The organism is Sphingobacteriales bacterium (assembly GCA_016711285.1).
GTDB lineage: Bacteria > Bacteroidota > Bacteroidia > Chitinophagales > UBA2359 > JADJTG01.
Genome location: JADJTG010000014.1, coordinates 495,293 through 507,299, shown reverse-complemented (window position 1 = coordinate 507,299; position 12,007 = coordinate 495,293). Strand labels below are relative to the sequence as shown.

Here is a 12,007-nt window from a genome sequence, read left to right as displayed (position 1 = left end):
AAAATATTTTTGCGGCGATGGGTTTGAGCAGGTGCGCACCTATATCCAAAGGAAATGTGGTGTTTCCGCGCAGCCCCGCCAGAAGTTTCCGAATTAGAAGCCGCTCGCTTACAAGCTCCACCAAGAACTCGGTTCTTCCGCGTTCGCTTTGTTGCGCACTGCCGCCGCGTGGCAAAGCATCATCACACAAAAATCCCCTCTCCACGCCGAGCCTCACTTAGAACGACACATTTACACGCCACTTTTTTGCAGCAAATGCTCGCGCCCGCCCTCTGGCGAACCCCTGTCACAACAAAGTGCGGTGCATTTGAAAATATTCCCCGACTGTTGGCAAGCCGCCGAAAATATGCTTTATTTGTATTGCCCGCAGCCTATATGTCATCAAAACGCTTTTTCGCCGGGCTTTTTTGGAAAACATTTAAAAGTTGCTACTTCTACACGCAACTGGAACATAGTGTTGGTATTGAAAAGATGCTTAAAATGAATGATTATTAGGTAATGATTGATTTAATTATAAATAACAAATGAAATAACTAATTTAACATCAATATTTTAAAATAAATAGTATAAATTAATTCTGCTCGTGTATTTATTCTTTCAATTAAAAGTTGAAAATATTTTTTGGGGTTAAAAAATTTATGCTGTTTTTTTATTTTGATAGGCTCAAAGTTGGGAATTTCTTTTTTATCATCATCAAAATTTTTATATTTATAATTTTGAAAAAATGTATCGTAATCATCGGCGGTGCGGCAGGATTTTTTGGTCGCTATTGCGTTGGCGGAGCATAGCGACTTCAAGTGACCATCGTGGAGCGCGGGCGCGAAGTGCTTCAGAAAGTGAAAATTCCGGGCGGCGGCAGGTGCAATGTCACCAATGCCCTGAGCGACCCGGCTTTGCTCGTACAGCATTATCCGCGCGGCGCACGCGAGTTGTTGAGCGTATTTCGGCGTTTTGGCACAGACCAATCGCGCCAATGGTACGAAGCACACGGCGTAGCCCCAAAACCGAAGCAGATGGCAGGGTTGTTTCCGCATAGCAACCGTTTCGCAAAGCATTGTGGATTGTTTGGTGGAGTAGTGCTGCAAGCGGGTGTTGCAAATCCGCACAACATTCGGTGGAGCAGATTACAGCACCGACCGCGCCGCAGACAGATTGGAAAATACAACTTCAAACGGCGAAATATTAACCGCCTCCGCCCCTATTATTGTAGCGGCGGCAGCAGCGAGCGTTTATGGCAAACTGCTGGCACAATTAGGGCATCGTATTGTTGAGCCTGTGCCTTCTTTGTTCACTTTTCCATTGCCGTATCACCTTTCAGCGATTTGTCGGGCATCAGCGTGCAGCAAGTACAAGTGTGGCTCAAAAACGCTGTCGTTTCTTCTTCTGCCAAAACGAAGCCTCACCCGCAAGAAGGGGCTTTGCTTTTTACGCACAAAGGCGTGAGCGGTCCGGCGGTATTGCGGCTGTCGGCGTGGGAAGCTCGCACCTTGCACGCCCTGCAATATCGCGGCGTGTTGTGCATCAATTTTTTGCCCGCTTTGTCGGCGGAAGCGACCCTGCAGCATTTGCAGCACTACAAACAACAATACGCCAAAAAACAAATCACCGCATCATCTCCTTTTGAGGCGTTGGCGTTGCGATTGTGGCAGCGACTGTGCGCTTATACGGATATAGATGAACGGGTTGCGGGCGCAAATTTGCCGAAGCAGCATCTGCATCGTTTGGTGGGGCTGCTGCGGCAAATGGAATTGGATATTTCGGGGCAAAAATACTTTTAAAGAAGAATTTGTGACCTGTGGGAGGTTTTGGAGGAGGTAAACTTTAAAACGCTGCAAAGCCGCCTGCACCCGACTTTGTATTTTGCGGGTGAAATATTGGATATAGATGCCATTACCGGAGTGGTACAATTTTCAGGCGGCCCAGCAACGGCTTTTATAGCGGGAACAGCTTTGGCGAAGACGTAGGAAGTAGGGTTGGCGATAGTTCTTGTAAGTTTCGCTGTGCTTTTGTCCATTTAATATGGTATTTTATAGACAATTTGACTAACTTTGTGCCTTTAAATTCGGATAATAGCGAAGAATATAAAAAACCGTGAAGAACGGAGATGGATGCAAAGGAAGTCGCCAACGTAGTTAGGGTATCCTTCCAACTATTCAAATGGAAAAGGGCGAAAGAGAATTTGAAAGTGGAAGACAAAACCGCTAATAAAAAGTACAGTTGATTTCTCAACTGGATGAAGAAGATAAAACGCAGTCTGTCGCATTATGTATGCTCACTAAAAACAAGTTTCAGACTTTTTGAACAAAACATTGCAGTAAAATAATTTTGATATGCTTACAATACATCCGCAATACATCACAGACAACGAAGGTAAAAAATATCTGTGGCACTTTCTTTAAAGGATTTTAAAGCCATTATGGAAGAATTAGAAGAGTTGGAAGATATAAAGCTTTATGACGAAGCCAAAAAATCCAATGAGCCTTCTATCCTATTGATGATGCCTTTAAAATGATTGAAGCTAAACGTAAAGCGAAGTAATGGCTTATAATGTAGTCTTAAAAAACAAGCATTAAAGCTCTTGAAAAAAATCAATGAGCCGTATTATTCCAATATCAAGGAAGCTATTTACAGCCTTGCCGATAATCCAAGACCATCAGGATATAAAAAAAAGCTAAAGGCAGAGATGCTTATCGTATCCGTGTGGCTGATTACCGCATTATCTACGATATTTTGATGATGTCCTTTTGGTAGATGTCATTGACCTTGGATATAGAAAAGATATTTATGAGTAAGATAAAAGCCCCGGAATCGGGGCTTTATCGGGGAGTGTAAAATAAACTGTGTAAATTTTTTTATAACTTTCTGATTATCAATATCAAAATTTGGCTTTAGCATAGTTTAATTTACACTCTCCTTTATCTTATAATATTTCTTCAACTATACCTTCTCCCATTGGTTCAACACCTTCACTAAAAACAAACCGTTTACCTGTTTCAAAATCTTCTCCTAAGTATTTTCTACTGATAAAGGTTATATTGACTTGCCCTTCTTCTCCTGTACAAAATTCATCTCTATCAATTAAATCTATCTTTCCCGATGTTTTCATTTCATCAATGAAATTAAACATAGGTCTGTAGCCACTTTGGAAAAGGTGTTTTACGGCTACCTTATATAATTTGATATTTGCTTTTACCTTAACCACGGGCTAAAATTTACTGGTACCTTTTAATAAATAATTTATTACTTGAATCTACTATTCATAACTAAGTGCTTCCAACAGGAACCTGAATGCCGTAGGCGTAAAATCATTGTGAAAAATGATACCCAAAAATCCAAATCCCTTTGGGGTAAAATCTGCTTAATCTGTATTTTTAGCTGCAAATAAATAACAATAAAAACCGGACAATTCGGATAAAAATACACGAGAGCGAATGATTTCTTATTAAATGCACATAATAAAACCAGCAGAATTAAGTTTATATAGCACCGCAAAACAATTTTAAATCACTTAATAACAACAAAAATAATCCGATGAAAAAAATACTTTTTGTACTGTTTTATATAGTTATGGCGGTTTCTCTGTCGGCGCAAAGCCCCTGCGACACCGCCGAAATACGCCAATTGTTCAGGAAACATGCCTCTTATCGGCTTATCCATAATTTTGACCAAGCTACTACTGAAGCCTATAGCGATGTAATAAAAAAAATAATTAATTTAGACTCCGATTGCTTTATGGCGGCAATCAAAGATTTTCATTCAGAAGAATATCCGGATCTCCAAGAGTCTTTGTATGGGGCGTTTATAATAGGAAAAAATGAAAAAGGCAATGTGGAAGAAATGCAGAAACTCATAGAATTGTATATGCTCAACAGACCCAACCACCTGCTTAATAGAGCGAAGCTCTTACCTCACCGAAAAACAAAACAAATGGCTTTTGAACGCCTGCCGCGTTTGAGCCAAAAGAAGAAATAGGGTCAAACATAGATTTGCTATCGTTTACGAATGATAAGGAGGTGATACCGTATTTGCAGGCAAAATAGACTATGCCGAATCAGAATACTACAATAAAATATTGCCCAAGTACTCCACCAAACCCTACACAATACTCGATAGCGTAGAATATTATGAATTTCAGTTAGATTCCGTAGGATACTATTACCAATACAACACCGTACCCCATAAATTGATAGCACCCAACGAGAAACTGATTTTGGCAAATATGGGCAATGAGCAATATGAGCAGGAATGGATAGCAGCACTGCGTGAAGATGGACCTTGCTAAGGCATCGCGCTACGACAACGAAAGATATTTTAAATGCCTGAGAACGCGCAAATGTATAGAGTTGTTATTGGAGTTTTTAGACACAGAGGATATGGAAAATCGCGGCTGTAGTCTTCGCGTAAAGGGTAACATAACGTATGCAGAAGATCACAAGTACCGCTGTGCTTATGATGCAGCCTCGATTTTATCGGAAATGGTGGAGGGTTTTCCTGAGTTTCCGAAGATATGAGAATACGTTTGATTTTACGAAGCAATGGTTTGCCGAACACCCCGATTATGTCATTATCAAAATGATGATCTTTCAACTTACACACTTTTGTGGGAGAGTGTCTCCTCAGAGCTTGAGCGCCCTCCTCAGAGCTTGAGCGGCACTCCTCAGAGTAGGAGCGGCACTCCTCAGAGCTTGAGGCGCACTCCTCAGAGCTTGAGCGGCACTCCTCAGAGCTTGAGCGGCACTCCTCAGAGCTTGAGCGGCACTCCTCAGAGCTTGAGCGGCACTCCTCAGAGCTTGAGCGGCACTCCTCAGAGCTTGGTAGGCACTCCTCAGAGCTTGGTAGGCACTCCTCAGAGCTTGGTAGGCACTCCTCAGAGCTTGGTAGGCACGCACCAATGCTTGGTAGGCACGCACCAATGCTTGGTAGGCACGCACCAATGCTTGGTAGGCACTCCTCAGAGCTTGGTAGGCACTCCTCAGAGCTTGGTAGGCACTCCTCAGAGCTTGGTAGGCACTCCTCAGAGCTTGGTAGGCACTCCTCAGAGCTTGGTAGGCACTCCTCAGAGCTTGGTAGGCACTCCTCAGAGCTTGGTAGGCACTCCTCAGAGCTTGGTAGGCACTCCTCAGAGCTTGGTAGGCACTCCTCAGAGCTTGGTAGGCACTCCTCAGAGCTTGGTAGGCACTCTCAGAGCTTGGTAGGCACTCCTCAGAGCTTGGTAGGCACTCCTCAGAGCTTGGTAGGCACCTCAGAGCTTGGTAGGCACTCCTCAGAGCTTGGTGGCCTCCTCAGAGCTTGGTAGGCACGCACCAATGCTTCGTAGGCACGCACCAATGCTTGGTAGGCACGCACCAATGCTTGGTAGGCACGCACTAAGCTTGGTAGGCACTCACCAATGCTCGGTAGGCACTCACCAATGCTCGGTAGGCACTCACCAATGCTCGGTAGGCACTCACCAATGCTCGGTAGGCACTCACCAATGCTCGGTAGGCACTCACCAATGCTCGGTAGGCACTCACCAATGCTCGGTAGGCACTCACCAATGCTCGGTAGGCACTCACCAATGCTCGGTAGGCACTCACCAATGCTCGGTAGGCACTCACCAATGCTCGGTAGGCACTCACCAATGCTCGGTAGGCACTCACCAATGCTCGGTAGGCACTCACCAATGCTCGGTAGGCACTCACCAATGCTCGGTAGGCACTCACCAATGCTCGGTAGGCACTCACCAATGCTCGGTAGGCACGCACCAATGCGCGGTAGGCACGCACCAATGCTCGGTAGGCACGCACCAATGCTCGGTAGGCACTCACCAATGCTCGGTAGGCACTCACCAATGCTCGGTAGGCACTCACCAATGCTCGGTAGGCACTCACCAATGCTCGGTAGGCACTCACCAATGCTCGGTAGGCACTCACCAATGCTCGGTAGGCACTCACCAATGCTCGGTAAGCACTCACCAATGCTCGGTAAGCACTCACCAATGCTCGGTAAGCACTCACCAATGGTTGGTAAGCACTCCTCAGAGCTTGAGCGTTCCAACTTTGTCAAAATTTGAGGCTTTGTCAAAGTTAAAAACTACTCCTCAGAGCTTGAGCGTTCCAACTTTGTCAAAATTTGGAACTTTGTCAAAGTTAAAAACTACTCCTCAGAGCTTGAGCGTTCCAACTTTGTCAAAATTTGAGGCTTTGTCAAAGTTAAAAACTGCTCCTTACCCCCCACTTACGCCCTCAAAAGGGGGAATGTGGCACTCCCAATGCCGCACAAACAGCGTTTTTTACTTTCAAACTAAAAACCTGCATTTCCTTCCGAAAATTTCCCTGAGAAAAACTTATTTTTGTGGCGGCAAGTACCCAACCCTTTTGCCCTGTTTTTTTATTATGCACATCTTAATTCTCGGAGCCGGAAAATCATCGCTGTATCTGATTCAATATTTATTGCAGGCTGCTGCCGAAGCGCAATGGCGCATCACTGTGGGCGATTTGAGCCTCGAACAAGCCGCCGCCAAAATTAACGCACACCCCTGCGGCGAAGCCGTGGTTTTTGATATTCATAACGAAGAACACCGCCGCGAATATGTGTCGCAAGCCGATATTGTGGTATCTTTGCTGCCCGCCACGCTACACACACTCGTAGCCGGCGAATGTTTGAAACACGGCGCACATTTGGTGACGGCTTCTTATATCACCGCCGAAGCCGCCGCTTTGGACGAAGCCTTCCGTGCTGCCGGTTTGTTGTTTATGGGCGAATTGGGATTAGATCCGGGCATTGACCACCTCGCTATTATGGAATTGCTGCACCGCCTGCGCGGGCAAGGCGCACAATTGCACGCTGTGCAGTCGCATACCGGCGCACTCATCGCGCCCGAAAGCGATACCAACCCTTGGCACTACAAATTTTCGTGGGCTCCGATGAATGTGGTACTCGCCGGACAGGGCGTATCGCGCTATTTGCACGAGGGGGCGATAAAATACCTGCCCTATCGCCGTTTGTTTGAAAATTATTGGGTGCGCCCCATTGCGGGCATCGGCGATATGGAAATTTATGCCAACCGCAATTCTTAGATTATGTGCGCTTATATGGTTTGGACGGTATTGCTACTTTGTTGCGCGGCACTATTCGCTATCGCGGGTATTGCGATGCGTGGAACGCCATTGTGCAGTTGGGATTGGCGGATAATACATTTAAAACAGATACCGCCGCACTCACTTACGGTGCTTTTACGGCATCTTTTGTGCCCGAACAATACAGCAGCATTTATCCTTTGAAAAAGCAGTGGCGCAGTTGCTGGCAATTGCCCCGACAGCGAAGTAATGCGACAATTAGAGTGGTTGGGTTTGTTTTCGGAGGAACGTACCTTTGCAACAAGCCGCTACGCCCGCCGAAATTATGTGCGACCTTTTGCTCCGCAAATGGCAACTGCAACCCCACGACCGCGATATGGTAGTGATGCTGCACGAAATAGAATATACATTGGAGGGTAAGCGTAGGCGTTTGTTGTCGTCTTTGCTGGTAAAAGGGGAAGATGAAGCACATACGGCGATTGCCAAAACGGTGGGTTTGCCCGCCGCTATGCTTGTAAAACGTTTGGCGCAGGGCAAGATAACATTGCGCGGTGTGCATATTCCGGTGCAGGAGGAGGTGTATATTCCCGTTTTGGAGGAGTTGAAACAGCACGGCATTGCTTTTGTAGAGCAGGAGGAAGAAGTGGAAGGAATATAATCACCAAAAAAATTGTAACTTCGCGGCTTACTCTTTTATAATAAAGAAACTATGGACGAAAATATTGTGTATGCAGGGGAGCGGTTGATATGGGGAAATGCAGGTCATTTCTTTACTTTATTGAGTTTGTTTGCTGCCCTGCTCGCTGCCGTTTCTTATATTTATTCGTTTCGCAGCAGCCAAAGCAGCGAACAGGAGTCGTGGAAAAAACTCGCACGCCGGAGCTTTGCCATACACGCCCTCGCTGTGTTCGGCATTGTGGTAGTGCTGTTTTTGATGATTTTTAATCATTATTTTGAATATCAGTATGTGTGGCAACATTCTTCGCGCGATTTGCCTTTTAAATATATGCTTTCCTGCTTTTGGGAAGGGCAGGAGGGGAGTTTTTTGTTGTGGAGTTTTTGGCACGTCATATTGGCGGGAGTGGTGATAGCGGCGGCGGGCAAGTGGGAAACACCCGTAATGATTAGCGTGAGCGTGATGCAGGTATTTCTGGCTACTATGCTCATCGGGATTTATGTGTTCGGCTACAAAATCGGCAGCAGTCCTTTTATTTTGATGCGCGAACAATCGCCTTTGATGCCTTTATTTATGAATCCCGACTATGTGTCGCTCATCAAAGATGGCAACGGACTCAATCCACTGCTCCAAAACTACTGGATGGTGATTCACCCGCCGGTGCTGTTTTTGGGCTTTGCGGGTACACTCTTTCCTTTTGCTTACGGCTTGGCGGCTGTTTGGCGGCGTACTTTTGACCAAAGTTTCGTGTTGCCCACTTTGCGCTGGTCGCTGCTGGCTTATGGGGTGCTGGGCGTAGGTATTTTGATGGGAGGTGCTTGGGCGTATGAATCGCTGAGTTTTGGAGGCTACTGGGCTTGGGACCCCGTAGAAAATGCCTCATTAGTGCCTTGGATTTTCGGCATTGCAGGTATTCATACTTTATTGGCGTATAAATATTCGGGACACGCGCTGCGCATTACTTATATCTTTTTATTCGGCGGCTTTTGGTTGGTGCTCTATTCCACTTTTCTCACCCGAAGCGGCGTACTCGGCGACACCTCCGTACACGCTTTTACCGATTTGGGTATGTCGGGGCAGTTGTTGGTTTTTATGCTCTCCTTTATTTTGTTTTCAGCTTTTTATTTAATAAAAGACTGGAAAAAAATTCCCTCGCCGCCCGAAGAAGAACAGACCTACTCGCGCGAGTTTTGGATGTTTGTGGGAACTTTGCTCATGGTATTGCTCGCTACTTTGGTTGCTATTGATACTTCTTGGCCTGTTATCAATAAAATATTCGGTACAGAGCGTGTTATCATTGACCCCGTGAGCCACTACAACCGCTATTCTATCTGGTTTGCGGTGGGCATCGGGCTGCTGGCGGCAATGACACAATATTTGCGCTACAAAAAAGCATCTATGACGTTGGTGCTGCGCAAGTTGGCGGTCAGCGTGGCGATCAGTGCTTTGATAACCGCTATTGTGATGTATTTTGCCCGTTTTGAGGTTTATTCGTGGTATAAAATTTTCAATTCGGTAGAAATTCCCTTCATCGCTGCCCCTTTGCTGCTCTTGTTTAGTTCGGTATTTGCCATTGTTGCTAATTTGTATTATCTGTTGGCAGTATTGAACGGCAAACTAAAAATAGCAGGCGCATCAATAGCGCATGTGGGTTTTGGATTGATGTTGCTCGGCGTTTTGTTGTCGTCGGGATTAAAGGAAGTGCTTTCTATCAACAATACGGTGGATTTTCAAGATGTAAAAGACGAACAGTTTAAGCGGGAAAATATTTTACTGCCTAAAAATGTAGCCGTACAAATGGGCGGCTATTGGGTGACGTATCAGCGCGACTCCATCAATCGTCCCGATACTTATTACGAAATATTATACGAAAAGAAAAAAAATATGGAAGATGCAGCCGAAGAAACATTCAAGCTGTATCCTTATGCGCAGGTAAATCCGAAAATGGGACTGCTCTCCAATCCTTCCACCAAACATTATCTCACCAAAGATATTTTTACGCATATTTCCTCCATTCCGCAGCCCGACGAAACCGAAAACGGCGAGTTGCTCAGTGAAGCAGAATTGGCGGTGGGCGATACTTTGGTGACCACCAACGCGCTGATTATTTTACAAAAAATAAATGCCAGCCCCACCCACGAACAATATTTGCCACTGCCCAATGATATTGCGGCATCGGCGATATTGGAGGTGCGCACACCCGAAAAAACCTATCAAAGCGAGCCGCTTTATTTTATTCGCAACAATACGGAAAACCGCCTCGAAACACAAATAGAACCTTTAGGGCTTACGCTGCGCTTTGAAAGAATATTCCCCGAAAAAGGAAAAGTGCTCATAAAAGCCGTTACCCGCACCAAGCCGCAGGAATATATAATAATGAAAGCCATTCAGTTTCCGCATATCAATTTGTTGTGGTTGGGTTGTATAGTAATGGCGATAGGTTTTATGATGAGCCTTTGGCAACGCTATGCCGAAAGTAAAAGACAGCGCACTGCTCCGCTGCGCCAAAGCCCGCAGTGGGCAGCGCGCGATAAAGAAAATAATATGTAGCTTTTGCCTGATTTTTTCACGATACATACCGCAAAAAAAATATGAAATGTAAACCGCTTGCTTATCAGTCGCCTGAATACGAGGCTATGTTGGATTTGCGCTATCGCGTGTTGCGCCGCCCTTTGGGTTTGGAATTTGATGAGGAGCAGTTGGCACAGGAAGCCAATGACGAGCTTTTTGGCTTTTTTGACGGCGATACCCTCATCGGCTGCTTTATTTTGACCAAAGAAGAAAATAAGGACCACTATCGCATACGGCAGGTGGCGGTAGAGCCGGAGTGGCAGGGCAGGGGCATCGGCAAAGCAATGATGCTTTTTGCAGAATTATGGGCACGCCAAAAAGGAGCAAAAACATTGTGCTGCCACGCCCGCGAGTCGGTGGCATTGTTTTACGACCGCCTGGGCTACGACATCATCGGCGACCTCTTTTATGAGGTGCGTATTCCGCATTATTATATGGAAAAGACGCTGGGGTAAAAAAGGGATTGGAAAAGGTGTTTTTTATGGGGACTATTTTTTGTAAAAAAAGATAGTATGTATGTGTTGTTTTTTTAAATTTGCTTTTAATTTTAAAAAAAATACTACTGTTTCCAAAGCGGTATCTATCACAATCATATTCTCGCCATCAAGTCGGAAGCTTCTCTGCATTCAATAAACAGGTGGAAATCCGGCGGTTGATTCTTTTAAAAAAACTTGAGCAAGACGATAGCTTCTACTAAAAACATTCATCTGCCTGTTTGTTCCTCCTTACTCGCCCGAATTAAACCCCGCCGAGATGATATGGCGATACATCAAGGGCAGAACTACTAACATTATTTGCAAAGATCTCGAAGAAATCCTCGCCAAAGTCACTGATATTATCAACGATATGAGTAACGTTATCATTCAATCCATTACAGGTTGGAAACTTTTTACAAACTGTGCCTTTTAGGTATTTATTTGGTATTATTTAATCTTTCGACGTGCTTAGTAAAACCTGTTTCTTTTCCCACTTTGGTATGAGTAGTTTGTGGCAGGCAATTATATGATTGCCAAAAATTAGAAAAACTATTGCATCGCAGATAACTGTAGGGTAATTTCCGCCACATACGCTTGCAACTATCCATTGTACCGTCCCCATAAAAAAGGAAACAATCTGCCTCGTTTGCTTATTCTCTGCTATCCATATTCGTATGTGATTGATTTTTAGTAGTATGTAAGAAAATATCTCATCTACTTCCAATACAGTATCTGCCTGTGCTGCTTGTACCGTGCTTTTAAATGGTGCTAATCCTTGGGCTTTTTTTAAACCACTTAAACACAGTTGTATGACTAATTTCGAAGATCCTGCCCGTAGAACGATAACTATTGCGCTCCTCAAAGGTGCGAAATACCGCTTCTTTATCTATTTATGCACTTTTGCGTTTGGGGACTAAGACCCGACACACTCCACAATCTTTACACTTATAGCGTTGTGAGCCACTTACATTCGTGCCATTTTTCACTATATTTGTGCCGCTACATTTATGACACTGATACATTTGACTTAGCCTTTTTTCTTTTTTTGCAAAAATACAATATTATCAACTAATTGATAACACTACCATTATTATCTTGTTTTTGTATAACAGTTTGCCGCACTGCGGATATTTTATGTTAAAAAAAAGAATGAATATCAATGCGTTATGAAAAATGTTGATAATTGTAAGGAATTTTATATATTTTGTAGAAACTTTTTTTTATAA

At 44.6% G+C, this 12,007-nt stretch carries 18 protein-coding genes and 3 pseudogenes; 16 read left to right on the top strand and 5 right to left on the bottom strand.

What is annotated here, in order from left to right; all coding sequences use genetic code 11:
* Window positions 1-175, bottom strand: a 175-nt coding sequence (locus IPL35_14970; GenBank protein MBK8444624.1) for a hypothetical protein, incomplete at its 3' end; no start/stop codon positions are given.
* On the opposite strand from IPL35_14970, the gene IPL35_14965 reads away from it, so the two are divergent.
* The 6 genes and pseudogenes from IPL35_14965 (at window position 152) to IPL35_14940 (ending at window position 2,792) form a co-directional block, all read left to right on the top strand.
* Window positions 152-484, top strand: coding sequence for a hypothetical protein (locus IPL35_14965; GenBank protein MBK8444623.1), 333 nt, complete (start codon window positions 152-154; stop codon window positions 482-484). The genes IPL35_14970 and IPL35_14965 overlap by 24 nt on opposite strands.
* Before the next feature lie 310 nt (window positions 485-794).
* Window positions 795-1,271, top strand: a pseudogene (locus IPL35_14960) (NAD(P)/FAD-dependent oxidoreductase).
* A 51-nt stretch (window positions 1,272-1,322) separates the two neighbouring features.
* On the top strand, window positions 1,323-1,778 hold the full coding sequence (locus IPL35_14955; protein MBK8444622.1) for an NAD(P)/FAD-dependent oxidoreductase: 456 nt from the start codon (window positions 1,323-1,325) through the stop codon (window positions 1,776-1,778).
* 27 nt (window positions 1,779-1,805) lie between these two features.
* Window positions 1,806-1,964, top strand: coding sequence for an NAD(P)/FAD-dependent oxidoreductase (locus tag IPL35_14950; GenBank protein ID MBK8444621.1), 159 nt, complete (start codon window positions 1,806-1,808; stop codon window positions 1,962-1,964).
* A gap of 366 nt (window positions 1,965-2,330) precedes the next feature.
* A pseudogene (locus IPL35_14945) lies at window positions 2,331-2,512 on the top strand (hypothetical protein).
* A gap of 66 nt (window positions 2,513-2,578) precedes the next feature.
* Window positions 2,579-2,792, top strand: a pseudogene (locus IPL35_14940) (type II toxin-antitoxin system RelE/ParE family toxin).
* Between the two features lie 128 nt (window positions 2,793-2,920).
* On the opposite strand, the gene IPL35_14935 reads toward IPL35_14940, so the two are convergent.
* Window positions 2,921-3,202, bottom strand: coding sequence for a hypothetical protein (locus IPL35_14935; GenBank protein MBK8444620.1), 282 nt, complete (start codon window positions 3,200-3,202; stop codon window positions 2,921-2,923).
* Window positions 3,203-3,531: 329 nt separating this feature from the next.
* Between IPL35_14935 and IPL35_14930 the strand changes: the two genes are divergently transcribed.
* From IPL35_14930 to IPL35_14915, 4 genes are all read left to right on the top strand, one after another.
* Complete coding sequence (locus IPL35_14930) at window positions 3,532-3,972, top strand: hypothetical protein (GenBank protein MBK8444619.1); 441 nt, start codon at window positions 3,532-3,534, stop codon at window positions 3,970-3,972.
* Between the two features lie 100 nt (window positions 3,973-4,072).
* Window positions 4,073-4,282 (top strand): hypothetical protein, encoded by a 210-nt coding sequence (locus tag IPL35_14925; GenBank protein MBK8444618.1) that lies wholly within the window; start codon window positions 4,073-4,075, stop codon window positions 4,280-4,282.
* On the top strand, window positions 4,269-4,511 hold the full coding sequence (locus IPL35_14920) for a hypothetical protein (GenBank protein MBK8444617.1): 243 nt from the start codon (window positions 4,269-4,271) through the stop codon (window positions 4,509-4,511). The genes IPL35_14925 and IPL35_14920 overlap by 14 nt, the downstream gene beginning before the upstream one ends.
* 132 nt (window positions 4,512-4,643) lie before the next feature.
* Window positions 4,644-5,195 (top strand): hypothetical protein, encoded by a 552-nt coding sequence (locus tag IPL35_14915; protein MBK8444616.1) that lies wholly within the window; start codon window positions 4,644-4,646, stop codon window positions 5,193-5,195.
* 28 nt (window positions 5,196-5,223) lie between these two features.
* Here IPL35_14915 and IPL35_14910 read toward each other — a convergent pair whose 3' ends face one another.
* Together IPL35_14910 and IPL35_14905 are read right to left on the bottom strand one after the other, a co-directional pair.
* Complete coding sequence (locus IPL35_14910; GenBank protein MBK8444615.1) at window positions 5,224-5,367, bottom strand: hypothetical protein; 144 nt, start codon at window positions 5,365-5,367, stop codon at window positions 5,224-5,226.
* Complete coding sequence (locus IPL35_14905; protein MBK8444614.1) at window positions 5,367-5,999, bottom strand: hypothetical protein; 633 nt, start codon at window positions 5,997-5,999, stop codon at window positions 5,367-5,369. The genes IPL35_14910 and IPL35_14905 overlap by 1 nt, the downstream gene beginning before the upstream one ends.
* Window positions 6,000-6,356: 357 nt before the next feature.
* Here IPL35_14905 and IPL35_14900 point away from each other — a divergent pair, with 357 nt between their 5' ends.
* The 6 genes from IPL35_14900 (at window position 6,357) to IPL35_14875 (ending at window position 11,214) form a co-directional block, all read left to right on the top strand.
* Window positions 6,357-7,058, top strand: a complete 702-nt coding sequence (locus IPL35_14900; protein ID MBK8444613.1) for a saccharopine dehydrogenase NADP-binding domain-containing protein — start codon at window positions 6,357-6,359, stop codon at window positions 7,056-7,058.
* Window positions 7,059-7,063: 5 nt separating this feature from the next.
* On the top strand, window positions 7,064-7,441 hold the full coding sequence (locus IPL35_14895) for a hypothetical protein (protein MBK8444612.1): 378 nt from the start codon (window positions 7,064-7,066) through the stop codon (window positions 7,439-7,441).
* Complete coding sequence (locus IPL35_14890) at window positions 7,384-7,716, top strand: hypothetical protein (protein ID MBK8444611.1); 333 nt, start codon at window positions 7,384-7,386, stop codon at window positions 7,714-7,716. Before IPL35_14895 ends, IPL35_14890 begins: the two co-directional genes overlap by 58 nt.
* Window positions 7,717-7,767: 51 nt before the next feature.
* A complete protein-coding gene (gene ccsA, locus IPL35_14885; protein MBK8444610.1) occupies window positions 7,768-10,284 on the top strand; it encodes a cytochrome c biogenesis protein CcsA in 2,517 nt (838 codons plus the stop codon).
* Window positions 10,285-10,325: 41 nt separating this feature from the next.
* Complete coding sequence (locus IPL35_14880) at window positions 10,326-10,760, top strand: GNAT family N-acetyltransferase (GenBank protein ID MBK8444609.1); 435 nt, start codon at window positions 10,326-10,328, stop codon at window positions 10,758-10,760.
* A 250-nt stretch (window positions 10,761-11,010) separates the two neighbouring features.
* A complete protein-coding gene (locus tag IPL35_14875) occupies window positions 11,011-11,214 on the top strand; it encodes a transposase (protein MBK8444608.1) in 204 nt (67 codons plus the stop codon).
* Window positions 11,215-11,671: 457 nt separating this feature from the next.
* Here the strand turns inward: IPL35_14875 and IPL35_14870 are convergent, their stop codons facing one another.
* A complete protein-coding gene (locus IPL35_14870) occupies window positions 11,672-11,803 on the bottom strand; it encodes a hypothetical protein (protein MBK8444607.1) in 132 nt (43 codons plus the stop codon).
* Window positions 11,804-12,007 lie beyond the last annotated feature (204 nt).

What these genes read in the sequence shown, in the direction of transcription:
- IPL35_14930 (MBK8444619.1), top strand. Translation starts at nt 3,532, where the DNA reads ATGAAAAAAATACTTTTTGTACTGTTTTATATAGTTATGGCGGTTTCT.
- IPL35_14920 (MBK8444617.1), top strand. Translation starts at nt 4,269, where the DNA reads ATGGACCTTGCTAAGGCATCGCGCTACGACAACGAAAGATATTTTAAA.
- IPL35_14890 (MBK8444611.1), top strand. Translation starts at nt 7,384, where the DNA reads ATGTGCGACCTTTTGCTCCGCAAATGGCAACTGCAACCCCACGACCGC.
- ccsA (MBK8444610.1), top strand. Translation starts at nt 7,768, where the DNA reads ATGGACGAAAATATTGTGTATGCAGGGGAGCGGTTGATATGGGGAAAT.
- IPL35_14880 (MBK8444609.1), top strand. Translation starts at nt 10,326, where the DNA reads ATGAAATGTAAACCGCTTGCTTATCAGTCGCCTGAATACGAGGCTATG.
- IPL35_14870 (MBK8444607.1), bottom strand. Translation starts at nt 11,803, where the DNA reads ATGTATCAGTGTCATAAATGTAGCGGCACAAATATAGTGAAAAATGGC.